Source organism: Mesorhizobium hawassense, assembly GCF_003289945.1.
In the GTDB taxonomy this organism is placed as follows: Bacteria; Pseudomonadota; Alphaproteobacteria; order Rhizobiales; family Rhizobiaceae; genus Mesorhizobium; species Mesorhizobium hawassense.
The window spans coordinates 231,238-254,422 of record NZ_QMBP01000008.1 but is presented as its reverse complement, the minus strand read 5'-3'; the positions used below and the strand labels follow the sequence as shown (position 1 = coordinate 254,422).

23 protein-coding genes are annotated in these 23,185 nt (G+C 64.2%); 10 read left to right on the top strand and 13 right to left on the bottom strand.

From position 1 onward, the window contains the following. Nucleotides 1–94: 94 nt before the first annotated feature. Entirely contained in the window at nt 95–385 is a 291-nt protein-coding gene (locus DPM33_RS18550; RefSeq protein ID WP_112098884.1) for a hypothetical protein, read from the bottom strand. Nucleotides 386–471: 86 nt separating this feature from the next. Between DPM33_RS18550 and DPM33_RS18545 the strand changes: the two genes are divergently transcribed. Beyond that, entirely contained in the window at nt 472–867 is a 396-nt protein-coding gene (locus DPM33_RS18545) for an acyl-CoA thioesterase (protein WP_112098883.1), read from the top strand. Nucleotides 868–1,357: 490 nt separating this feature from the next. Here DPM33_RS18545 and DPM33_RS18540 read toward each other — a convergent pair whose 3' ends face one another. Beyond that, on the bottom strand, nt 1,358–1,726 hold the full coding sequence (locus tag DPM33_RS18540; RefSeq protein ID WP_112098882.1) for a winged helix-turn-helix transcriptional regulator: 369 nt from the start codon (nt 1,724–1,726) through the stop codon (nt 1,358–1,360). Between the two features lie 86 nt (nt 1,727–1,812). Here DPM33_RS18540 and DPM33_RS18535 point away from each other — a divergent pair, with 86 nt between their 5' ends. Continuing rightward, complete coding sequence (locus DPM33_RS18535) at nt 1,813–2,418, top strand: NADPH-dependent FMN reductase (RefSeq protein WP_112098881.1); 606 nt, start codon at nt 1,813–1,815, stop codon at nt 2,416–2,418. A 49-nt stretch (nt 2,419–2,467) separates the two neighbouring features. Here DPM33_RS18535 and DPM33_RS18530 read toward each other — a convergent pair whose 3' ends face one another. After that, on the bottom strand, nt 2,468–2,860 hold the full coding sequence (locus DPM33_RS18530; protein WP_112098880.1) for a winged helix-turn-helix transcriptional regulator: 393 nt from the start codon (nt 2,858–2,860) through the stop codon (nt 2,468–2,470). 97 nt (nt 2,861–2,957) lie between these two features. Between DPM33_RS18530 and DPM33_RS18525 the strand changes: the two genes are divergently transcribed. From DPM33_RS18525 to DPM33_RS18510, 4 genes are all read left to right on the top strand, one after another. Further along, nucleotides 2,958–3,938 carry a quinone oxidoreductase family protein gene (locus DPM33_RS18525; protein ID WP_112098879.1) on the top strand — a complete coding sequence of 327 codons (981 nt, stop codon included), beginning with the start codon at nt 2,958–2,960 and terminating at the stop codon, nt 3,936–3,938. Between the two features lie 144 nt (nt 3,939–4,082). Beyond that, entirely contained in the window at nt 4,083–4,628 is a 546-nt protein-coding gene (locus DPM33_RS18520) for a winged helix-turn-helix transcriptional regulator (protein WP_112098878.1), read from the top strand. Further along, on the top strand, nt 4,625–5,719 hold the full coding sequence (locus DPM33_RS18515) for an HlyD family secretion protein (protein ID WP_112098877.1): 1,095 nt from the start codon (nt 4,625–4,627) through the stop codon (nt 5,717–5,719). The genes DPM33_RS18520 and DPM33_RS18515 overlap by 4 nt, the downstream gene beginning before the upstream one ends. A gap of 7 nt (nt 5,720–5,726) precedes the next feature. After that, nucleotides 5,727–7,289, top strand: a complete 1,563-nt coding sequence (locus DPM33_RS18510; RefSeq protein ID WP_112098876.1) for a DHA2 family efflux MFS transporter permease subunit — start codon at nt 5,727–5,729, stop codon at nt 7,287–7,289. Between the two features lie 36 nt (nt 7,290–7,325). Here the strand turns inward: DPM33_RS18510 and DPM33_RS18505 are convergent, their stop codons facing one another. Further along, nucleotides 7,326–10,748 carry an autotransporter outer membrane beta-barrel domain-containing protein gene (locus DPM33_RS18505; RefSeq protein WP_245442217.1) on the bottom strand — a complete coding sequence of 1,141 codons (3,423 nt, stop codon included), beginning with the start codon at nt 10,746–10,748 and terminating at the stop codon, nt 7,326–7,328. A gap of 473 nt (nt 10,749–11,221) precedes the next feature. On the opposite strand from DPM33_RS18505, the gene DPM33_RS18500 reads away from it, so the two are divergent. Continuing rightward, nucleotides 11,222–11,446, top strand: coding sequence for a hypothetical protein (locus DPM33_RS18500; protein ID WP_167449130.1), 225 nt, complete (start codon nt 11,222–11,224; stop codon nt 11,444–11,446). 124 nt (nt 11,447–11,570) lie between these two features. Here the strand turns inward: DPM33_RS18500 and DPM33_RS18495 are convergent, their stop codons facing one another. The 6 genes from DPM33_RS18495 to DPM33_RS18470 form a co-directional block, all read right to left on the bottom strand. Further along, nucleotides 11,571–12,866: a glucoamylase family protein gene (locus DPM33_RS18495; RefSeq protein ID WP_112098875.1), complete on the bottom strand. Its 1,296-nt coding sequence runs from the start codon at nt 12,864–12,866 to the stop codon at nt 11,571–11,573. 117 nt (nt 12,867–12,983) lie between these two features. Next, on the bottom strand, nt 12,984–14,294 hold the full coding sequence (locus DPM33_RS18490; RefSeq protein WP_112098874.1) for a hemolysin family protein: 1,311 nt from the start codon (nt 14,292–14,294) through the stop codon (nt 12,984–12,986). A 170-nt stretch (nt 14,295–14,464) separates the two neighbouring features. Then, nucleotides 14,465–15,172, bottom strand: a complete 708-nt coding sequence (locus DPM33_RS18485; RefSeq protein WP_112098873.1) for an LssY C-terminal domain-containing protein — start codon at nt 15,170–15,172, stop codon at nt 14,465–14,467. 139 nt (nt 15,173–15,311) lie between these two features. Further along, the gene (locus DPM33_RS18480; RefSeq protein ID WP_112098872.1) at nt 15,312–16,142 is read right to left on the bottom strand and encodes an extensin-like domain-containing protein; all 831 of its coding nucleotides are present in this window, start codon (nt 16,140–16,142) and stop codon (nt 15,312–15,314) included. A gap of 168 nt (nt 16,143–16,310) precedes the next feature. After that, entirely contained in the window at nt 16,311–17,357 is a 1,047-nt protein-coding gene (locus DPM33_RS18475; protein ID WP_112098935.1) for an extensin-like domain-containing protein, read from the bottom strand. Nucleotides 17,358–17,432: 75 nt separating this feature from the next. Then, the gene (locus tag DPM33_RS18470) at nt 17,433–17,858 is read right to left on the bottom strand and encodes a DUF3775 domain-containing protein (RefSeq protein WP_112098871.1); all 426 of its coding nucleotides are present in this window, start codon (nt 17,856–17,858) and stop codon (nt 17,433–17,435) included. A 178-nt stretch (nt 17,859–18,036) separates the two neighbouring features. On the opposite strand from DPM33_RS18470, the gene DPM33_RS18465 reads away from it, so the two are divergent. Both DPM33_RS18465 and greA read left to right on the top strand, forming a co-directional pair. Beyond that, complete coding sequence (locus tag DPM33_RS18465; RefSeq protein ID WP_112098870.1) at nt 18,037–18,585, top strand: tetratricopeptide repeat protein; 549 nt, start codon at nt 18,037–18,039, stop codon at nt 18,583–18,585. 362 nt (nt 18,586–18,947) lie between these two features. Beyond that, nucleotides 18,948–19,421, top strand: coding sequence for a transcription elongation factor GreA (gene greA, locus DPM33_RS18460; RefSeq protein ID WP_027168132.1), 474 nt, complete (start codon nt 18,948–18,950; stop codon nt 19,419–19,421). A gap of 201 nt (nt 19,422–19,622) precedes the next feature. Here the strand turns inward: greA and waaC are convergent, their stop codons facing one another. Genes waaC through rfaD form a run of 3 tightly spaced genes read right to left on the bottom strand, consistent with a single transcriptional unit; the run spans nt 19,623 to nt 22,524 of the window. Continuing rightward, the gene (waaC, locus tag DPM33_RS18455) at nt 19,623–20,597 is read right to left on the bottom strand and encodes a lipopolysaccharide heptosyltransferase I (protein WP_112098869.1); all 975 of its coding nucleotides are present in this window, start codon (nt 20,595–20,597) and stop codon (nt 19,623–19,625) included. Then, complete coding sequence (waaF, locus tag DPM33_RS18450; RefSeq protein WP_112098934.1) at nt 20,594–21,601, bottom strand: lipopolysaccharide heptosyltransferase II; 1,008 nt, start codon at nt 21,599–21,601, stop codon at nt 20,594–20,596. The genes waaC and waaF overlap by 4 nt, the downstream gene beginning before the upstream one ends. Further along, on the bottom strand, nt 21,574–22,524 hold the full coding sequence (rfaD, locus tag DPM33_RS18445) for an ADP-glyceromanno-heptose 6-epimerase (protein WP_112098868.1): 951 nt from the start codon (nt 22,522–22,524) through the stop codon (nt 21,574–21,576). Before rfaD ends, waaF begins: the two co-directional genes overlap by 28 nt. 189 nt (nt 22,525–22,713) lie before the next feature. Here rfaD and DPM33_RS18440 point away from each other — a divergent pair, with 189 nt between their 5' ends. Continuing rightward, the gene (locus tag DPM33_RS18440) at nt 22,714–23,148 is read left to right on the top strand and encodes a thioesterase family protein (RefSeq protein ID WP_112098867.1); all 435 of its coding nucleotides are present in this window, start codon (nt 22,714–22,716) and stop codon (nt 23,146–23,148) included. Nucleotides 23,149–23,185 lie beyond the last annotated feature (37 nt).

Here is a 23,185-nt window from a genome sequence, read left to right as displayed (position 1 = left end):
AGACATTGCCGGTTCAGGTCGTCGCCGTGGCTTCCGGCATGGCTTGTGAAAAAAGCGACCGGCTGCCGTGTCGGAATCGACCCGGGCTGCCGGATTAATCGACAGGCTGCCCGGCTTCGTCGGTAACGGTGAGCCGGGCGACCTTCGCGAGGAAATGCTCTTCCAGCACCTGTTCGATCAGCGCGGTGGCGCGACGCACGCGCCGTTTCGAGCGAACCGGTATGATGAGTTGCGAAGAGACGAGGTCGACATCGTCGAGCGAAAGCGAAGCAAGCTCATTCGAGCGCAAGGCGCGATAGAGGTCCTCGGCAAATATCCAGATCTTGAAGTTGAGATCGGCGTCTCCGGGCGTCGTTTCGAAATCGATGAGGATGCGGCGCGCCATCCGGGTTCTCCATCACGGCCGCTGCGCGTTGACCATTCGTCGTGCGACCGGTAGGCATCAGACCAGATTGGCGAGGAGTTGTCTTCATGGTGCATTACGCGGAGGGAAAGCCGCTCGGCGATCTGACGCTGAGGACCCTCGCCATGCCGTCCGATGCCAATGCGGCCGGCGACATTTTCGGCGGCTGGGTGATGGCGCAGATGGACCTTGCCTGCGGCATCCGCGCCGCAGAGCGCGCCAAGGGCCGGGTGGTCACCGCCGCAGTCAAGGAGATGTCCTTCGCCAAGCCGATGAAGATCGGCGATACGCTCTGTATCTACACCCATGTCGAGCGCGTCGGCCGCACCTCGATGGTGCTCAAGGTCGAGGCCTGGGCGCAACGCTACCTTTCCGATTTGATGGAGAAAGTCACCCACGCCGATTTCGTCATGGTGGCGCTCGACGGCGAAGGTAAGCCGAAGCCGGTTCCGGCCGAGAGCTGACGATCCCCCCGATTCTCCCAGACTGCTGTTTGTAACGACGCCCGCGCGGGGGATGTGCTTCGCGACATCCAATGGTTGCCTTCACCGCCCAGTTTTGCAGGTGCGGGGAGGGAAGACAATGCGTCAACATATGCTGAACGGGTGGCTCGTGGCAGCCCTCGTCGCCCTGGTCTGCCTGCTTGGCATTACGGCCTATGTGGAGGTCAGGAAAGACCTTCCGCGCGTCGCATGCTTGCGGGATTTGAAGGCGGCGGGCGAGGGTGTAACGTAGCCGGAAAACTGCTCGACGGCCTGCTGCAACAGCACCGCACGAGGCACCTGATCGGTAGGCGGCTAAGGGCGGCCACGCTTGGCGAAGCGATCGCGGCGACGCCTGCGAGGCTAGCAGGACCCGAAGCTGATCCCATCGAAATCGGAAAGTGCGCAGAGGCCGGCGCTGAGGCGCGCGAGGTTTATCCGTAGGTTCAAAATCCGTTGAACTACAAGGCCTTCAGGCCTGCAGGCCATCGAATTTCGCGCGCGCTTCCTGCACCCGGCTGGTGTTCCTGCGCGCCCATTCGCCGAGCGCGCCGACCGGCACCAGCAGCTCATGACCGAGCTCGGTGAGCTCGTAATCGACACGCGGCGGAATGGTCGGAAAGACTTTTCGGGTGACGAAGCCGTCGCGCTCCAGACCGCGCAAAGTACTGGTCAGCATCTTCTGCGAAATGCCGCCGACGGCGGCGCGCAATTCATTGAAGCGCATCGGTCCGCCGCCGAGCTTGCCGACGACGAGCACGGTCCATTTGTCGCCGACCCGTTGCAGGATTTCCGACACGGCTCGGCAGTCCTCAGTGTTGTGCGGGTGCCTCAGTAACAAAAACGTGCCTCCTTGCGCGCCGGTTTGTCAGTATCACATATAGCGCCGGTATCCAAACGATACCAATCCCCCAAGGAGAGCCCCTTATGTCCAAACCCAAGATCGCCATTGTCGTCGGTTCGACGCGCGCCGCCCGCTTCGCCGACGTCCCGACGCAGTGGATCGCCAAGATCGCCAGGTCGCACGCCGATATCGACGTGGAGATCGTCGATCTGCGCGACTGGCCGCTGCCTTTCTTCGACGAAGTAGCCTCCTCCGCCTGGGCGCCGTCGCAGAACGAAGTGGCGCAGCGCTGGCAGAAGAAGGTCGCCGAGTTCGACGGCTTCATCTTCACCGCCGCCGAATACAATCACGGCCCGACCGCCGTTCTGAAAAACGCCATCGATTACGCCGCCAATGAGTGGAACAAGAAGCCGGCCGGTTTCGTCGGCTATGGCTCCGTCGGCGGCTCGCGCGCGGTCGAGCACCTTCGCCTTGCCGCCGTCGAGCTGCAGATGGCGCCGGTCAAGTCGGCCGTGCATATCGCCTGGGGCGATTTCCTCGCCGTGCGTCAAGGCGAAAAGAAGCTCGAGGATCTCGAGCATCTGAACCAGTCGGCCACGGCGCTCGTCAACGACGTCGCCTGGTGGGCCAAGGTGCTGAAAGCCGCCCGCGCCGCCGACGCGATCGCCAGCGAAGCCCAGGCCGCCTGAGCCGAGACAGATATCATCCTCCCGATGGGCGGCGCTTGCGCCGCCCATCTTAATTTGCGGGAGCCTCAGCGACCTGCCTTGGCCTGATGATGCAATCGGCAAGCTGCGCCCGCTCGTCCAGCTCGTCGGCGTGGTGCTGTCCCCACTGGCAGAGCGCCAGGAGGATGGGCTCTAGGCTGAGGCCGAGCGGCGTCGCGGAATATTCGACGCGCGCAGGGATTTCGGCAAAGATCTCGCGGCTGACCAGCCCGTGCTCCTCCATCTCGCGCAGCTGATCGATCAGCACCTTCTGGGTGATGCCGGGCATCCGAGCCTTGAGCGCCGAAAGCCGGCACGGACCGTCGAACAGATGATAGAGGATCACCGCTTTCCAGCGGCCAGAGATCACCTTCAGCGCGCGCTCGGCCGGCAACATCGGCAGTCGCTTGATCGTGCGGGCCATGGTCACCTCCTGGTGTGCAGCGGACAAATCCGTGTGTAGCGGCGACTGCGCAGATAGTGGCAAAGGGCGGCCGATGCCATAGCGATCGGAGCCTGTCATGAAAGCCGTCCAATTCAACCGTTTCGGCGGTCCGGAAGTGCTGGAAACCGTCGAGCTTGCAAGACCCGTCGCGGCAGCCGGCGAGGTGCTGGTCAAGGTCGGAGCCGCCGGCATCAATTTCTTCGAGGTTCTAATGCGCGCCGATCGCTACGCCGTGACGCCCGGCCTGCCGGCGTTTCCCGGCGTCGAGGTCGCCGGCATCGTCGAGGCGGTCGGCGAAGGCGTTGACCGGCGCCTGTTGCGACAGCGTGTCGCCGCGCCGCTGTTCGTCTCGGCCCGGCCATTCGGCGGCTATGCCGAGTATGTGGCGATCGACGCCAGCCTCGTCGTGCCTTTGCCGGATGCGCTTACGTTCGAAGACGCGGCCGCCTTGATGGTGCAGGGGCTGACGGCCTTGCACCTGCCGCGGCAAAGCCCGCCAGCCGGCAAGGCGGTGCTGGTTCCCGCCGCCGCCGGCGGCGTCGGCTCGCTGCTTGTCCAACTGGCCAAAGGGCAGGGCGCGCGCCGAGTCATCGCGCTCGCCGGTGGCAAGGCCAGGCGCGATTTCGCCCTGTCGCTCGGCGCCGATGCGGCGATCGATTCCAGCGAGGCGGACTGGCCGGCGCAAGTCCGCGAAGCGAATCATGGCGCGGGCATCGAAATCGTCTACGACACGGTCGGCGGCGCGTTGACGAGGCAATTTCTCGATGTCCTGGCGCCCGGCGGCGAGCTGGTGTTCGCGGCGCTCGGTCGGTTTCAATTGTCGGCCCCGGATATCGAAGCGATGATTAACCGCAATCAGTCGCTCAAAGGCTTTGCATTGCTGCCGCTCTTGTCTCCGGACATTCTCAGGACAAGTCTTCGCGAGCTGTTCGACCTGGCGGCGCGCGGCCGGCTGAAGGTGGTAATCGGCGGCTGCTTTTCGCTTCGCGAGGCAGGCGAGGCGCATCGATTGGTGGAAGAGCGCCGCGCCACCGGCAAGGTCGTGCTGCTGCCCTGATCGATCGATGGCTTTCCGTCGGCGCTTGCCGCGCGCCGCTCACGACTTTGTGTCGGGCCGGTCCAAAGCCGCGCCACATAGTGACTTTCATTATGCAACTAACGTGGTTATTTGTAACTTGCATGTTGAAAGTGAGTTACGAAGATGGTTGCCAAGACGAGCTTCGAAACGCGCCCGTGCCCCATCGCGCGCAGCCTCGACGAGGTCGGCGAATGGTGGAGCATCCTTTTGCTGCGCGACGCCTTTCAGGGCCTTACACGCTTCGACCAGTTCCAGAAGAGCCTCGATATCGCGCCGAACATCCTGACGCGGCGGCTGAACAGCCTGGTCGAACGCGGTCTGTTCGAGAAGCGTGCCTACTGCGAGCGTCCGCTTCGTCATGAATATGTGCTGACCGCCAAGGCCCGCGATTTCCGGCCGGTGCTGCTGGCCCTGCTTGCCTGGGGCAACCGGCATCTGGCGCCGGAAGGCCCGAGCCTCGTCGTGGTGGACACGGCGGACGGGCGTTGGGCTGACCCTGTTCTGGTCGACCGCGAGACCGGCAGGGAGTTGGACGGCGGCGGCTTCACCATGGCGACCGGACCCAAGGCCAGCGACCGCATGCGGCAGCGCTACCGTTTCAGCAGCGAGGGTTCGGGTCGGCCGCTCGTCGAGAACACGCTGGGCCAGGTAGAGGCGCGAAGCAGATGAACAAGGCTCTTTCCCCGGCCGAGTTGCAGGCGTCGGTCGTCGACATCCCGAAACCCGCCAGGAAGCGGCGCAAGCCGCTGCTGCTCGGGGCGGCGTTGATCGCGATCGCTGCCGCCGGATGGTATGGCGCTCAGTGGTGGCAGGCCAACCGCTTCCTGGTGACGACGGACGATGCCTATGTCGGCGGCAATGTCACGCCGCTGGCGCCGCGCGTCGCCGGGCATATTGATCAGGTTCTCGTCGAGGACAACCAGCACGTCACCGCCGGCCAGCCCGTCATCCGCATCGACGACAGGCCGTTCAAGGCGGCGCTGGAGCATGCGCGGGCGTCGGTCGAGCAGAAGCAGTCGGCGCTCGACAATCTGCGCGCCCAGGTGTCGCTGCAGAATTCGTTGATAGAGCAGGCCAAAGCCGATCTCGAAGCCAAGAGCGTAGCGGCTCTCTTCACCGCACAGGATGCCAAGCGCTACGCAGTGCTTGCCAGCGCCAGGACCGGTTCGCAGCAGGATGCCCAGAAGAGCGCCGCCGCCGATGGCCAGGCGCAGGCATCCGTCACCGCTGCCCGGGCGGCGCTTGCGGCGTCGAGGCAACAGCTCGACGTCCTCGACACCCAGATTTCGGAAGCGGCGGCGGAAGTGGCGGCTGCCAAGGCGGATCTCGATGCGGCGGAGCTCGACCTCGGCTTCACGGAGATCCGCTCGCCGATCGACGGCATCGTCGGCAACAGGCTGGCGCAGGTCGGCACCTATGTTTCGCCGGGCAGCTACCTTTTGACCGTCGTTCCGGCCTCGGGCCTGTGGGTCGACGCGAATTTCAAGGAAGACCAGCTCGGCGCCATGGCCGACGGCCAGGCCGCGACGGTTTATGCCGATGTCGCTCCCGACCGGCCGCTCAAAGGTCACGTCACCAGCCTGGGGCCGGCGACCGGGGCGATCTTCAGCGTCATCCCGCCGCAGAATGCGACCGGCAACTTCACCAAGATCGTGCAGCGTGTCCCGGTCAGGATCACGATCGACGCCGGCCAGGCGGGCAAGGTCGCGCTGCGGCCCGGCCTGTCGACGGTCGTCACGGTCGACACCGGATCGCACTGAGGGCGCCATGTCATCGCCGGCCGCCCCGCAATCCTTCCTCGCCAGCATCCTGCCGTTCATGGTGATGTGCGTGGGGATGTTCATCGCGCTGCTCGACATCCAGATCGTCGCCTCCTCGCTGCAGGATATCGGCGGCGGCCTGTCGGCCGCGCAGGACCAGATCGGCTGGGTGCAGACCTCCTATCTGGTGGCTGAGATCATCGTCATCCCGCTGTCCGGCTGGCTCACCCGCGTCTTCTCGACCAGATGGCTCTTCACCATCTCGGCGGCCGGCTTCACGCTGGCCAGCATGCTGTGCGGCTTTGCCTGGAACATCGAAAGCATGATCGTGTTCCGGGCGCTGCAGGGGCTGCTGGGCGCGTCGATGATCCCGACGGTGTTCACCTCGTCCTTCCATTATTTCCAAGGCCCGAGGCGCGTCTATGCCGCCGCCGTCGTCGGCAGCATCGCCTCGATCGCGCCGACGCTCGGGCCCGTGATCGGCGGCTGGATCACCGACACGCTGAACTGGCACTGGCTGTTCTACGTCAACGTCGTCCCCGGAGTGGTCATCACCATCCTCGTCGCGCTTCTGGTCAAGATCGACAAAGCCGATCCGTCATTGCTGAAGGGCGCCGACTATATCGGCATCGTGCTGATGGCGGTCAGCCTGGGCACGGCGGAATACGTCCTTGAAGAAGGCTCGCGCTGGAACTGGTTCGATGATGCGCCGATCCGCAACGGCGCCATCGTCGTCGGCATCACCATGGTCCTGTTCGTCATCCGCAGCCTGACCTATTCGCAGCCGGTGGTCGATTTCCGCGCCTTCGGCAACCGCAATTTCGCCATTGGCTGTTTCCTCTCTTTCATCACCGGCATCGGCATCTTCGCCACGATCTACCTGACGCCGCTGTTTCTCGGTTACGTGCGCGGCTACAACGCGCTCGAGACGGGGCTCGCGGTATTTTCCACCGGCGTCGCCTCGATGGTCGGCGTTCCGGTCTACATCTTCCTTGCCAAGCGCTTCGACACGCGCTGGCTGATGATGTTCGGGCTGGCGTCCTTCGGCGCCTCGATGTGGAGTTTCAGCGCCATCACCAGCCAGTGGGGCTCGGCCGAGCTGCTCATCCCGCAACTGTTCCGTGGCTTCCCGCAGGTCTTTGCCGTGGCGCCCAGCGTCAATCTCGGGCTCGGCAGCCTGCCGCCGGACCGGCTGAAATATGCCAGCGGCCTGTTCAACACCATGCGCAATCTCGGCGGCGCGGTTGGCATCGCCATTTGCGGCGCGATCCTCAACAATCGCACCAACTTCCATTTCCTGACCATCGCTTCGCACCTGACGCCACAGAACGAAGCGGCGATGCACCTTCTCGACAATGTGGCGCAGCGCTACGGACAATTGCCCGGCGCCATCGACGAGGGCCACGCCGCCGCGCTGAAGCAGCTCTGGCAGCTTGCCTATCGCGAGGCCTCGACCATGGCCTATGCCGATGCGTTCCTGGTCATCATGGTTGCCTTCGTCATCGCCACGGCGCTGGTGCCGTTCCTGCGCAACGTGACGCCGAAGGCGCCGCCGCCGGACGCGCATTGAGCGAGCCGAAGTGACAGCGAGTGACGGTGTCGGACTCTACCACTTCACGCTGAAGCCGACCGAGCCGCCGAAGGAATGGCTGTCGCTGAAATCCTCGAGGCTGGAGCGCGCGATCAACTCGCCGTGGACGGCGTAGCGGTCGTCGGCCCAGCTCAGCGAGCCGCCGAAGCCCAGGCCGCCCCAAAGCTGTTGCGGCCTGCTGGTCAGCCTGGTGCCGGAGACGTCGACATCGGTGCCGTCGAGGAAGTCGTAATAGAGGTTGGCGATGCCGTAGACATGCGAGCGGCTTGTGCGGCCCGTCTTGTCCTTCCAGTCGCTTTCATAGTCGGCGGAGAGGCCAAGCCGGCCGATCAGGCTGTCGCTGTCGTCGTTGGAGACGAGCGCGCCATAAGGATCGGTGAAATTGTCGAAGTCGACCGAGGCGTAGCTCAGCTGCGCCTGCGGCGTCAGCGACCAGTTGCCCTCGAGCGCGATCTTTTGGCCGGCTTCGACGCCCAGGCCATAGCCGAAGCCGTTGTTGCCGTCGGCGAGTTTTTTGCCGAGCGTCGCGGAGGAAAGATCGCTGTCGAACCAGGTCAGCTCGGCCTGTGTGTCGACATAAAAGCCGTTCTTGCCGTACCAGGTCAGCGTGCCGCCGAAGCCATAGCCATTCGTGTCGATCGAGCCGGTGCCGAAGGACGAGGAAACATCCGACTTCACCGCGCCGTAGTGGACGGTGAGGCCGCCGATCACCATTCCGGAGGCGGTTTCCGAAAGCAGCATGTCGAGACCGGCCTGCATTCGCCACAGGTCCGCGTCGTAATCGGCGCCGGTCGTGCTGGTGCCCGGCTCGAACTCGTTGTGCGAAGCCTCCATGCGTCCCCAGATCGGACTGCCGCCTTGGGCGGCGCCGCCTGTCGCCGATTGGTCGGCGACAGTCCAGGAGCGGTTGCCGACGCGCTGCTGCAGCGTGCCGAGCCGGGTGAAGCTCTGCAGCACGCCGGCATAGGCCTCATAGATCGGCACGGCGGGCGAATAGAGCGGCGAGGTCGGCCCGCCCGGATCGACGGGATTGATCAGCGCCGAGCGCAGATACCAGTCGCCGTCGGCCGGCGTGCTGACGCCGTTCTGGTAGAGACGATAGGCATAGGCGCCGGCCACCACCGCCTGGTCGCCCTGGAAGACGTAGTCGCCCTGCAGGTTGAAGGTGCCGGCCGAGGCACCGCCGACATCGATGATCTTGATGCCGTCGACGGTCTGCGCGCCCGCGCCGCCAAGGCCGATCACCTTGACGTCGGCGGTGCCCGAGGTGTCGCCGGTGATGACGAGCTTGTCGGTGGAAGAGGCATCGCCGTCGAGAATGGCCTCGATCTCGACCGTGCCGCCGGCGCCGGCGAAATTGCCTTGGATGGTGAGCTGTCCGATCGAATTGCCGGGCGCGATGACGCCGCCGGCCCGCAGTGTCGTCGACCCCACCGTGCCGTTGCCGCCGAGAGCGCCGCCACCCAGGATGGTGACGGCGGAGTTGGCGAGCGAGCCGTTGATCGAGAGCTTGCCGGCTTCGATCGTGGTTGCGCCGCCGAGCGCGCTCGTGCCCGTGAGGTTGAGGTTGCCCGCGCCTTGCTTGGTCAACGTGCCGGTGCCGTCGATCGCCGCGGCAAAGCTGGCGTCGGCGGGCTGGTCGAAGACGAGCGCGGCGTCGTTCAGGATATTGCCGGTGCCGAAGCTCGTTGCCTGGCCGATCAGCGTGCCGGCCGAGATCGTCGTGCCGCCGCTGTAGGTGTTTGCGCCGTTCAAGGTCGTGCTGCCATTGCCCTGCTGCACCACCGCGCCACTGCCGGAAATCGCGCCGGCAAGGGTCATGGCGTTGGAGCGGTCGAAGACGAGGGTGCCGTTGTTGGTGATATTGCCGGTGATCGAACCGGTGGTGCCGCCATTGCCGAGCTGCAGGGTTCCGACCGAGATGGTCGTGGGACCGGTATAGCTGTTGTCGCCGGTGAGGATCAGCATGCCGGCGCCGATCTGGTTCACTGCACCGGCACCTGAAATCGCACCGGCGAAGGTGTAGGTGTCGGAGCGGTTGAAAGCGAGGGTGCCGTTATCGATGACATCGCCGAGGATCGATCCCGTCGTGCCGCCATTGCCGAGTTGCAGCGTGCCGACGGAGATGGTCGTGCCGCCGCCATAGGTGCTGTCACCGGTCAGTATGGTCGTGCCGGCGCCGATCTGGTTCACCGCGCCGCTGCCGGAGATGACGCCGGCATAGGTGTAGGCGTCGGAGCGGTCGAAGGCCAAAGTGGCGTTGTTGGCGGCATTGCCGAGGATCGAGCCGGTCGCGCCGCCATTGCCGATCTGCAGGGTGCCCTGGGAGATCGTCCAGGCTTGAGTGGCCGTATTGTCCGCTGTCAGCGCCCAGGTGCTGTTGCCGTTTTTTTGGAGGGTGTCGAAGTTCCGGTACTGGCCGGTGGCGCCGATCATACCGTCGAGGACTGCGGAGCTGTCGCCGCCGAGGGTGAGGACGTCATTCGCCCCCGTTCCTCCCACAACATTGCCGGTGATCAACGAACCGGCCTGAAGTTCAAGCTTAAGGCTCCCTGTCGAGCCTGCGATAAGAGAAATGGCATTGGCGCCAGTTCCGCCATTGATGGTGCCGCTGTTGATGATGCTCAGGGACACTGCGGCACTGCTGGTGATGATTGCGTTTGCTCCGGTTCCGCCCTGGATTTTACCGGTATTGATAATCGTCCCGACGTTGTTGGTACGCACCAGGACGCCGACGCCGCCGTTGGTCGTCCCCTCGCCACCCAGGATGGTACCGTCATTGGTGAGCTTTGTCTGCGCCCCGGCCGGACTGCCAATGGCAACGCCAATGCCTCCCGGCCCTTGGCTACCGCTACCACCCTGAATGGTGCCACCCGCGTTGTTTATCAACTGGCCACCGGAGCTTACTTGCGCTCCTGTGCCGCCAGCCGTGGTGCCGTCGCCGCCTGTGATGCTGCCGCTGTTGGCAAACGTCGAATTGTTCATAACGCTCGCGCCAATTTGTCCGGCGGTGCCCGGAGTGCTGAATGAGGCGCCTTCAACCGATACCTCATTGGTGACGTTAGCCCCATTATTGACCAGAAGCCCGGCCGTGTTGCTAAGTCCGACAACATTGCCGGTTCCGGTCACGATCACCGCTTGTCCGCCGCTGAATTGAGGACCGGTCAGCGTGTGTCCATTCGTATCGACCGTCAGCGGACTGGTAGAAGTCAAGACGTTGATGCTGGTCGTGATGTCGGCCTGCAGGACGATAACGGGCGTCGGATCACCTGTTGAAGTGATCGTAGCCAGGGCATTGTTGAGTTCGGCCAGATTGGCGACATCGTATTGCGCCGCCGAGGCAGCGCCTGGAAGCAGGCAGGCGATCGCCGCGCCGCTCGCGCCCGCAAGGAGCATCCCGTCCCGCATGCGCCGAAGCGCGCCGCTGCTCGTCTTCATTGGTCTGCCCACCCGGAAATCCGTCGCCCGCCATGCCGGATCGCCCGCACGGCGTGCCGACCAAATCGCCAATAGGTTAACTTGGTGTGTGATTCCTGTCGTTAAGTTGAATTGCTGATTACTGATTCATTGCGTGCCGTTACTTAAAAGTAACATTAGATACCTAGAATATAAGCAGTATAAATATAAGCTTTGACTTGAATACGACTGGAGCGGAAGGGCGAGCGGCGCTTGCAGGGGCCGCAAAAGCGTAACCCGGGCGATCCGGACGCTTGTCATGGCGATACAGGATTTGCGGGCCGGACCATGCCCCGCGGCTTGGGCAGCAGCCGTCAGCCCATGTCAATGCGAGCGCCACTTGTGCGTGCGATTTCCATCAGCGTCCGACATCCGAACAGATGATGGCGCACGGCTTGGCGCGGGCTATCTTTCGAACGTTGAGGGATAAGGCACGCAGCGTGCGAGGTGGAATTGTGCAGTCTCTTGCAGCGACCAGAGGTTCGAAATGGGTCTTGCCGGGCGACGAGGAGCGGCAGGCGAGGTTGGAGAAGATGGCCGGGCTCAGGCGACTCCGGTCCTACGGCTCGTGGCTGTCGCTCGATCCGAACGCCCAATTTCACGACCTAATCGACTGCGCGGCGCTGCTTGAAGGTGGCGAGGTCACGGGTATCCAGTCCAAGACTGGCAGACTGGTTTAACTGCACGGCTGTCGGGCAGGCGGGAGCAATCCCCCTATCGATGCGGCGGCCTTAGTGGTCGACCACCTCAGGCATCAGCGTTGCGAACTGCGAGCCGATGTACTCGCCGCACTGGCGCCCGCTCCTACAGCCAGCCGCCTGAAAACCCGGCCCGCCGGAGGCCCGTAGTTATGGCGGGCACGCCGCGCATCAGCCGCCACAGGAAATCCGACCGATAATTCTCGATCATCAATGCGATCGGCCCATGGTTGATGCCGATATGGTCCGGCGACACCCAGCCGCATGGCCGGCCGTCTGCGTTGGCGATCGTCGGGTTGAAGCTTGCGGTGAAGCCATAGGGATTGCCGTCATGCAGGTCTATCTCGTGAAAGTAGCGCAACGCCGGCAGCACGATCTCCGGCGCAAAGGGCAGCGACGTGATCGCCGCCCAGGGCGACAGCGTACCGTCATCGGGGCCGAAAGGCGCACCGCGCGCCAGATAGGTGAAGAAGCGGCGCCCGCCGGCGCGGCTCGGCTGCAGGCCCGGGCCGTCGCTCGCCGTGATGCCCCAGCAGTTCTCGCCGTAGCCGGCGAAGCCCTTCGGATTGCGGATGGCGTAGTGGCGGTGCAGATAGGTCGCCTGGCGGCTGTTCTCGAAATAGTCGCTGCCGACATTGCGCATGAAGGCATCGCGAATGCCGCGAAAATCGATCCAGATATGCGAGAACTGGTGGATGAAGAGCGGACCGGCATAGACCTGTTCCCGGCCATAGATCTTCTTCCATTTGTAGCTGGACAGCCAGGCGGCGTAGCTTTCTGGCGGCAGCGGAAAGGTCGGCGAACCGAGGCCCAGTATGTAAAGGATCAGCGCCTCGTCATAGCCTTCCCAGCGGTAGCGCAGGAAGCCTTTTTCGGGCCGCCAGCCGTGGGTGACGGTAGCGCCGCCATCTTGCGCCCAGCGCCAGTCGGTACGGCGGTAGAGCGCATCGGCAAGCTGGCGGATTTCCAACTCGGTCGCTTCGTCGGCGTCGAAATAGGCGCCGGTGGCCAGGACACCGGCAAGCAGAAGCGCCGTATCGATGGTGGACAACTCGCAATTCCAGACGCGGCGTCCGGTCCGCATGTCGAGGAAATGATAATAGAAGCCCCTGTAGCCGGTGGCGTCGGGCTCCGGTCCGTGCGGCGCATTCCAGAAGAAGCGAAGGGTGGCGAGCGTCCGCTCGACCGCGGCGGTGCGTGTCATGAAACCGCGCTCGACGCCGACCGGGTAGGACGACAGAGCGAGGCCGACGGCGGCTATGCTGGCCGGCGATGCCGCGGTGTTGCGGTCGGCGATCAGGCCGTTGGCCGGGTTCGCCTCGTTCAGAAAATAGTCGAAGGACAGACGCTGGATGTCCGAAAGAAGCTCGTCGTTCAGCGCGTGTTCGCTCGATGCATCCATGGTTGCCGATATAGACGCTTTTGCCGCGCTTCAAAGCCTTCTGGCCGGTCAATCCTAAGTGAGGAAAGCGAAGCTTGGCGGCGGCGTCAACCGCTCCGGCCGAACTTTGCCGCCTGCTCAGCGCGCCATCGGGCGATGGCCATCGGGCAGGCGGGTGGCGATGAGCTTGTCGATGCGGCGGCCGTCGAGGTCGACCACCTCGAAGCGCCAGCCTTGCGCGTCGACGCACTCGCCGGTCGCCGGCAGATGATGCAGATGCGACAGAACATAGCCGGCGACGGTCTCGTAGTCGCGGTTCTCGGGCAGGTCGATGCCCAGCACCTCGGCCATCTCGTCGGCCTGCATGTAGCCGGCGAGCAGCCAGGAGCCGTCCTCGCGCTTGACGGCGTTCTCTTCCTCGCCGGCCTCGAGGTCGGAGCGGAACACGCCGGTGATGGCTTCGAGGATGTCGGCCGGCGTGACGATGCCTTCGAAATGGCCGTATTCGTCATGGACCAGCGCCATCGGCACGTCGGATTCCCTGAGCTTCTGCAGGACGTCGAGCGCGTCGGCCTGGTCGTGCACGATGGGCGCGGCGCGCACATGCTGGCGCGGATCCAGCACCCTGCCGGCGAGAAGGGCGGCGAGCACGTCGCGCGTCTGGATGACGCCGACCATGGCGTCGACGTTGCCGTCGCCGACGGGCAATCGGGAGTGCTGGGTCTCCATCAGAAGCTTTTTGACGGCTGTCTCGTCGGATTGCAGGTTCAGCCAGTCGACCTCGGTGCGCGGGGTCATGACGGCGCGCACGGCGCGGTCGCCAAGGCGCATGACGCCGGCAATCATGCGGCGCTCGTCCGATTCGATGGTGCCGTGATGCTCGGCCTCGGCGACCAGCATCTTGATCTCCTCGTCGGTGACCTTCTCTTCCGCCTCGCCGGCCTGGCCGAGCAACCACAGAACGGCGCGGCCAGAGAGATCGAGCAGGAAGACGAGCGGCGCCGAAACGGCGGCAAGGATGGTCATTGCGGGTGCCGCGCGGACGGCGACGCGTTCGGGATCCTTCAGCGCGATCTGCTTCGGCACCAGCTCGCCGACGATCAGTGAGGCATAGGTGATGATGGCGACGACGATGCCAACGCCGACCGGATCGGCGATGGTTTCGCGGATGCCGGTCGAAGCCAGATATTGCGCCAGCCTTTCGCCGAGCGTCGCGCCCGAAAAAGCGCCCGAGAGAACGCCGACCAGGGTGATGCCGATCTGCACCGACGAGAGGAACTTGCCGGGATTAGAGCCCAGCGTCAGCGCACGGCCGGCACCCTTGACATTGCGGTCGATCATCGCCTTGAGACGCGCCGGCCGCGACGAAACGATGGCAAGCTCGGACATTGCCAAAAGGCCGTTCACCAGGATGAGGACGGCAACGACGGCGATTTCAACATAAAGCATGGGCGGTCAATAGCATTGCTGCAGTGCATTCGAAAATAGCCTGCCGGTATTTTTGGAAGATGACAGGCGCGCCGTTCAGGCAGCATCCCAAAGCGACGCCGAGAAATGCCCGACAAGCGCGTCGATGACCACACGCAGCTTCGGTGCCAACGCGCCCGCGACTGGTGCCGTCACTGCAGGCCCTTCAACACCCCGATCACAGCCATGCCGTTGGTGAAATAGGGGTCGTCGCCGCCGTTGCGCCCTGTCCTGGTGGCGCCGATCCCCGGTATCTGGCTGGTCGACGCCAGCAAACCGGCGGCCTGCAGGTCGCCGATCAGAAAATTGCGCTCCGCATCGATATCGGGGCCGATATGGTGGGTGACGGCGCCGGTGTCATGGCTGAGGCCGACGCCGCGATCGAAGCTCGCCGCACCCAGCCAGAGCGGGCGGCCGTCGTCCCCAACCGTGTCGGTCTGCCAGAAGCGCACGTGATGGCGCCGGTCGGCGCTGTCGCCGACCGGCTTCTCGAAGGCCAGATCCTGGGCGCGGCCCTCGAACAGCAGGCGGCTCATCGGCGCATCGGGGTAGGGGCGAGAAAACAACACGCTCTCGCCGATGTCGATCGCGGTCCTCAGCGTCACGGCGTCGGCCGTGTCCCAGCCGGCGACGGCGAAGGCGTGGACGACTTCCTTCTCTGTGCCGACGAGGCCGACATTGATCGGGTCGCCGGGAATCCCCTGCGGCGTATGTGTCACCATCTCGAAGGGACGGGTCCGGAAGCCGCGCTCCCGCCATGTCCAGAATTCCGGCGCGGCGAAATAGGCGAGCGCCAGATAGGCGACGCAAACCGTCGCCAGCCAGATCGCCGCGCGCCGCCTCAGGCTTCGCTCACCCACAACCAACCGCTCCCAAATCCATGCGCGACCATTTTATGCGGTGTTGGCGGTTTTGGGGCAGAGCCGCCTATCTTCTTGTTTTATCGCAATTTCCGAACGGAAGGCTGCGGCGAGGGCCGCCGTTACGCCTTGGACTGCCCTAGCGGCAGGCGCGGTAACCGCTTTTGCGGTTCTTGATGTCGAAATGGAAATGGTTGCGGTGGTCGTAATTGTAGCCCGGACCGAGCACCGTGGTGAAATACTCGCAGCCATCGGCGCGCACATTGTTGAGGAAACCGCGGGTGCGGAAGGCGAACAGGCCGGGCTTGCGCACGTCGATGTCGTCGCCATTGTTGAGCTCGATGCTCATGACGTCGAGCGCGTTGCCCTTGCCGTGTTCTGACAGGACGCCTTCGCCGGCGATGTTGCGGCAGGAATAGCTCGAACCCTGGTGGATCGCCTTGACGCCGGAGAAGTAACGCCAGCGGGCGGCCGGCTGCAGCTCGTTCTTGGTCCAGGCGGCGAAGGTGGCGGCCATATTGCAGGTCAGCGTCGCTGCCGGCTTCATGGCGACGCTGCCAATCGCCGAGACCTTTACCGGAAAATCGATGCCGCATTGGCCTTCGTGGATCGGCTGGACATCCTGATAGAGGACGCCCATCCGCTTCAGCTCGTTGCGGCAGTCGATCTCGCTGGCCGGCATCTGCTCGAGCGGCGACATCGGCTCGTCCATGCGCGGATAGGCGGCCTGGGTCATGTAGGGATTGGACGGAACGAGTCGCTGCATGCCGGAATATTGCGGCGCGTCGGGCTGCGGCACGGCGGCGGTCTGGCTGCCGACATCGACGGCCGGCTGCAGCGCGAAGACGTCGCCGGTCGTGCAGGCCGATATCGTCGCGATGGCAGCGCCCGCGACCAGCCCGACAGCCGTGACGCGCGCACGCTTGCTCCATTGCGCCGCCGCCGGCATAGCGCCAAGTCTTCGAGCCATTAAAAGGCATCCTTGTCCCCAAGAGCTGATCCGAGTTGGGATCATGCTCCCGATGGCACAAGGTTAATCGTCAACAGTAAAGGAAAGATCAGCGCCGGCATTCATGCATGGGGCGGAATTGCGGCGTTATTCTTGAGCGGGAGGCGGCCAAGACTTCGAGGATTTTGCCTATTGGCAGAAAGTGCCGCCATGGCGGCGCGGCTCCAGGTCGAGGTGGAAATGCAATGCGTGGTCGGGGTCGGCGCCCGGACCAAGCACCGTCTTGAACGGCCCGCAGGCAGCCTTGCGCACCGCATCGAGGAATTTTCCGTCCTTCTCCGACGGCGTCGGGCCGATCTCGATCTTCTTGCCGTCGGACAGTGTGAAAGAGGCGATGTCGAGCGCGTTGCCGAAAGCATGTTCCGACAGTTTGCGTGTGCCGTGGCGCGGGCGGCAGACAAAGGCCGAGGCCTGGTTGATCGATTTCAGGTCGGCGCCGAATTCGGCCTTTGCGGCAGGCTGGACGGTGTCGGCCATGAAGCGAGCGACTGCCTCGGCCATCTGACAGTTGAGCTCGGTGCCGGGACTGATGCCGACGGATTTGCCGAGCGTCCTCATCACGACCGGGTAGGGGATCGAGCAGCCGATCTCGGGATCGTGCTCGGCCTCGTGCTCCTCGAATTCGACGCCCAGCGCCTCCAGCCGTTCACGGCACGCGGTCTCTTCCGCCGGCATCCTGTCGGCCGGCGTGGCGGCGGAACGCGGATCGGGAAGCATCTTTTCCTCCGCCGGCTGAGCGGGTTTTTCCGGCGGTTGCGGCGCGGTTTCCGGCGGCTCGGGCTCGAGTTCGGTGGGCTTCTCCGGCGGTGTGGGCACGACATCCGGCGTTTGCGGCTCGGATTCCGCCTGCGGCTCTGATGCAGCGCGCTTCGAACGCGGCGGATGGGCATCCCATTTCGGGTGCGACTTCTCCTGGTTGAGGAAGTCGTCATTGCTGTTTGCGCGGTCTTTGCCCTGCCCGGACCTCTCGGCGCCGTTCTCCAGATCCTGGGGCCGCGACCCCGGAACCGGTGTCGCTTCAGGCGCTTCCGGTGCCGGAGCGGCGCTCTGGCTGGCCGGCGGCGGGTGTCTCTTATGCCGATGATGATGCTTGGCCATGGCCGGCGTCGCCAGCAGGGCCGCGGCCGCCAACGGCAGCGCCAATCTGCAAAGTCGTGAAAAGCTCAGCGTTGCCATCGCCCCGAAACGGCGGTCGCGTTGCGAGGTTGCCTGCTTCACCCGCCTTGCCGATCACAATCGGTTACCGGCGCGTTACGCGCCGATGGCTTCAAGGCCTTCCTCCAGCCAGTCGGCAAGCATCGGCAGGCCGAGCAGGTACTTGGCCGTGCGCTTCCTGGGCCGCTCCCTGGCGGCGGCCACGGCATCCGCCCACTCGGACGCGTCATAGTCGCCGCGCCCGACCCAGGCGAGGGCGATGAGTTCCGCTGCTTCGTCGATGTTGAGATCGTTGATCAGCTCGCGGAATTCTTCCTCGGTCAAGTCCTCCGAGGCTTCCTCGACAAGGCCGTCATGGTGGTGGCTTGCATGCCTGTCGCCGTCGAACTCGACTTCGTGCTCCGCGCCGTCGTCATAATCCTCGTTGACGGCCGCGCTCAGCGCCTTGGCCTTGAGGATGAACAGGCGCACGGTGTCCGGGTCGATCGAAAGTTCCCACTCCTTTTCGAGGCGCTGCTGCACGGTCCTTCTCCACGTGATGCGCTTGGCCCGATGATAGCGGAATTAGAGCGCGCGTCACGTCCGCAGGTAAAGCTCCCTTGCCAATCGTCGAAAATAGTTACGCAGCCCCCCCGGATTTCGGGATGAAACCGCGCCGAGGCGGCGTTAATCTGCCATTGTCACGCTCAAGGAGGCTTCGATGCGCAGACGTTTGCTTGTTCAAGTCATGGCTATCGCGGCGCTGCCGCTGTTTACGGCGCCTGCGTTCACGGCGGGCGAGAGTGGCGGCAATGCTGGTGGCAGCGGTGGCCAGACGACCACTACCTGCAAGAAGGGCGAGGTCTGGGACAAGAAGAAGAACAAATGCGTACAGCCGCAGTATGGCATGCTGGATGACGACAGCATCTACGAGGCCGGCCATGATCTGGCGATGGCAGGGCGTTATGACGAGGCGATCTCGGTGCTGACGCTCGCCGCCAACAAGCAGGATCCGCGCATCCTCAACTATCTCGGCTATTCGCACCGCCACTCGGGCCGCGTCACCGTCGGCCTCGGCTATTACGAGGAAGCACTGCGCATCGACCCGAACTACACGCTGGTGCGCGAATATCTCGGCGAGGCGCATCTGCAGATCGGCGATCTCGCCGGCGCCCAGGAACAGCTCAAGGAAATCGAAAAGCGGACCGGCACGGGCTCGCGCGAATACGGCATGCTGTCCGAGCAGATCGATCATTTCCTGCGGAGCTGATGCGGCTCCGATACCGGTCCAGCCGGCTGCGAGCCATCGCAGCCGGCTTTTTGTTGTCCGCCGCCAGCCAGAGCAATTCCAGGAAAAGTGCGCAGCGGTTTTCCGTCCGGAATTGTGTAAAAACAAAAAATTAGAGCGGGTCGGCGATTCTATCGATGCTGAACTGCTCTAAGGCTCGCTAAAGCGGTGATCAATTTGCCGAACTTCATTTTTGGACGTGAAAATCGCGCCAAGATCGCTATATTCGGGGAAATTGTGGTGAAACGGCTCCGTTAGCCCGAGGCTGCCGGACCGTTTTCTTTTTGTACCTATCGACAAGGCTGCTCCCGAAATCGGGGGTGGCGGCAGGAAAGGCCAGGCATATGATCAAGGTCCCGATGACAGGCGAGGGGTTCGCGTCATTGAAGGAAGAACTCCGCTGGCGCCAGCAGGAGGAACGTCCTCGGATCATCGAGGCGATCTCCGAGGCGCGCTCGCATGGCGACCTGTCGGAAAATGCCGAATATCACGCGGCGAAAGAGTCGCAGAGCCACAACGAAGGCCGCATCAACGAGCTCGAGGACCTGATCGCGCGCGCCGAGGTCATCGACGTCTCCAAGCTTTCCGGCGACAAGGTGAAGTTCGGCGCGACCGTCGTGCTCGTCGACGAGGACACCGAGGAAAAGAAGACCTACCAGATCGTCGGCGACCAGGAAGCGGACGTGAAGTCCGGCCGCATCTCGATCTCCTCGCCGATCGCGCGTGCGCTGATCGGCAAGGAAGTCGGCGACGCCATCGAGGTCAATGCCCCGGGCGGCGCCCGCGGGTATGAGATCGTCCAGGTGCAGTTCATTTGAGGACCTTTTGATAATTGTACTCTGGCGGCCGACTAGCGTGGTTTTCTGCGCTTCCGGTGCTCACCTACTTCAAGTACGCTCCGCTCCGGCCTTCGCCGACCCGAAGCCCTCATAAGTGTCTTCGCTCTATGAAGGCTACGGCCGGCGTAGGCTGGTTCTCGAGAACCACGCTATTCGACAGAGCGAATTCTGAAAAGGTCCTCACGCTGGCGCGTTTGACCTGAGTGCCAGCAGGCGCTCGGCCTCCGCCATCACCTCGGCCGGCGTGACCTTGCCGCCGGCTGGGGCAAGCAAGGTCGATGCAAACGGTCCGCGCGGGCCGGTGAGACCCGGTTCCGTCGCCAGGAAGATGGCGACCGTCGGCAGGCCGAAGGCGCTGGCGAGGTGGGCAAGGCCGGTGTCGGCACCGATCACGAGCGTCGAGCGGCCGAGGATCGCTGCGACATCCGCGAGCGGCGATTTTGCTACCAGCACCGTCCTCGGCACGGCGCCAGCAATGGCTTCCGCCACTTTCTTTTCCGCCTCGTTCGACCAGGTGACCACCGGTGTGAAGTGCCGGTCGGCCAGCCGGCGTGCGGTTTCAATCCAGTCCTCAACCGGCCATTTCTTGTCGTCGCGGCTGGTCCCGTGCAGTAGGAAGGCGGTTTTGCCTTCAACGCCGGCCAGGCCGCCCGTCGGCGGCACGATGCCGGACCCGAGCGTCGACAAGTCGGGCTGATAGCCAAGCGCCAGGCCGAACAGCCGCCTGTTGCGCTCAATGGCATGCAGGTCGCGCGGCACGGCGTATTTGCGCTGATAAAACAGGGTTGCGGAAGGCTCGCGGGCGCTGGCCCAACCGAAGCCGGCGATCGGCGCGCCGGCCTGGATGGCGACCAGGGCCGACTTCAACAGACCTTGCGCGTCGATGACGAGATCGTAGCGGGAGGCGCGCAGCGCTTGGCGCAGCCCCGCCATCTCACGCCACGTGCCGCCGTAGAAAAGCGTCTTGCGCCAGCGCCGGACGGCCACCTTACGGATCACTCCAATCGCCGGATGCAGCGCCACGATCCCGGCAAACGGCTCCTCCACGCACCAATCGAAGCTGATATCGGGGCGATTGCGGATCGCGTCCTCGATGGCCGGAAAAGTGTGAATGACATCGCCCATCGACGACGTCTTGACGATCAGCACTTTCATGCGGCCGCCGGAACCTTGAGCAGGCGGTCGGCAGCGGCGGAGACGCGCGCGACATCGAGCGTCTTCAGGCAGTTGAGGTGCCCGAGAGGGCAAACCTTCTTGTGGCAGGGCGAGCAGGACAGATGCAGCCAGATCAGCTCGGAGCGCTCGCTGAGCGGCGGGGTGTTTTCCGGCGAGGTCGAACCGTAGACGGCCACGATCGGCGTGCCGACGGCGGCGGCGACATGCATCAGCCCGCTGTCGTTCGACACCGCGAGCTTCGCCGCGGCGATCAGGTCGATGGCGTCCTCCAGCCGTGTCTTGCCGGCGAGGTCGATGGCGCCCGGCGCAAGCGCGGCGATCTCACTGGTCACGTCGGCGTCGTTCTTCGAGCCGAGCAGGGCGACGGCCAGACCCTTGGCCATCATGTCCCGGGCAAGCCCGGCATAGTGATCGCTCGGCCAGCGTTTTGCCGGGCCGAATTCGGCGCCGGGCATGAGCGCCACGAATTTCTTGCCGGCCAGGCCGAACCGCGCCAGCAAATCGGCTTGATTGGTATTGTCGACGGTAAGTCTCGGCGCGCGAAACGTGCCGCCGCGCGCGAGGCCGAAATAGGCGCGCGCCGTGCGCCGTTTGAGAGCATCGGGCAGCGGCACTATGTCGGTCAGAAGGCCGTAACGCATTTCCCTCAGATTGCCAACACGGCGCGGGATGCGGGCAAAGAACGGGATCAGCGCCGATTTCCAGCTTCCCGGCAGCACATAGGCCATGTCGTAGCGGCCGCGCAGCAGCCGGCCGAAGCGCCTGCGGCTGCGGAATTCGAGCGCTCCCGGCATCAGCGGAAAGTCGATCTGGCAGCGGATCTCGGGCATGCGCTTGACCAAGGGCGCCGCCCAGGCCGGCGCCAGCACGTCGATCGCGGCGTGTGGATGTTTTTCCTTCAGCGCCGCAAACAGGCACTGCGCCATGACCATGTCGCCCACCCAGCGTGGGCCGATCACGAGGATCGTTGGGCCTTCAGCCATTCGACATAGTCCCTGACGCCGGTTTCGACAGTACGGAATTGGCCATTGTAGCCGGCCGCGCGCAAGCGGGACATATCAGCCTGCGTGAAACTCTGGTAGCTGCCCTTGAGATGATCGGGGAAGGGGATGAATTCGATTTCACCCTTGCCAAGTGTGTCGATCACCGTTTCGGCGATGGCGCGGAATGGCTGGGCGCGGCCCGTGCCGCAGTTGAAGATACCGCTCAAACCACGCTTCCACAGCCACAGATTGACCTCCGCCACGTCGCCGACATGGATGAAGTCGCGGCTCTGCTCGCCGGGCCCGAAGTCGCCATAGGCGCCGAACAGTTTCGGGTTTTCGCCGCGCTCGACCTGGTTGAACAGATGGAAGGCGACCGAGGCCATGGCGCCCTTGTGCGCCTCGCGCGGTCCGTAGACGTTGAAGTAACGCAGGCCCACCACCTGCGAATGATCGGTGTCGAAGACGTTCCGGCGCACATAGTCGTCGAACAACTTCTTCGAATAGGCATAGACGTTGAGCGGCCGCTCGAAATCTGGCTCCTCGCGGAACTCGCTGCCGCCGCCATAGACCGAAGCGGACGAGGCATAGAGGAAGGGCACGCGCAACGCCAGGCAGGCATGCAGCAGCCGCTTCGAATAGGCGTAGTTCACCTCCATCATGAACTTGCCGTTCCATTCGGTGGTGGTCGAGCATGCGCCTTGATGGAAGACGGCTTCGATGCGACCTAGCGCGCCGTCCTCGAGCCGGGCGAGAAATTCGTCCTTGTCGAGATAGTCGGCGATGCGAAGGTCGGCGAGGTTGGCGATCTTGTGGCCGTCGGTGAGATCGTCGACGACGACGATGTCGTCATGCCCCTCGGCGTTGAGCGCGGCGACAATGTTGGAGCCGATCATGCCGGCGCCGCCCGTGACGATGATCATGCTTCTTTCAGCCTTGCTCCGTTGCCGATTCCGGCCCTTATAGGGGAGGTGGGCTGGGCTGTCGATAAAGCTCGCCGGCCACGGCTACGACGAATGTAGGGATGGATCGGCGGAACGGCTTTCGAGATAAGCTGCCCGCGAGCATCGCGGCAAGGGTCGTCGGTGTGGGTTCTTGCCTCCGGTGTAGCCATGACGTCCGATCTAAAGCCCGGCCTTCGCCATCTTCAAACCTTGCGGGTGGAAGACACCCTGACGGTGCCGGCCATGACGCCTGCCTTTGCGGGTTTTGGCGACATGCCACCGGTTTTCGCCACCGCCTTCATGGTCGGCTTCATCGAATGGGCGTGCATCGAGGCGTTGCGTCCGTTCCTTGGCAGCCATGAGAGAACCGTCGGCACCCATGTCGACGTCAGTCATGTCGCCGCCACGCCCGTCGGCATGACGGTCACCGCGGATGTCGAGCTCGTCGCCGTGGAGGGGAGAAAGCTGCGTTTCAAGGTGTCGTGCAGGGACGAAAGCGGCCTGATCGGGGAGGGTTTCCACGAGCGCGCGGTGATCGACCATGACAAGTTCATGGCGCGCGTCCTGGCCAAATCGGGGCAGGCCGGGTCCTCGCCACAGTGAGGCCGCAAAGCTCCCGCTTTTGTCGGCTCTCGCCACC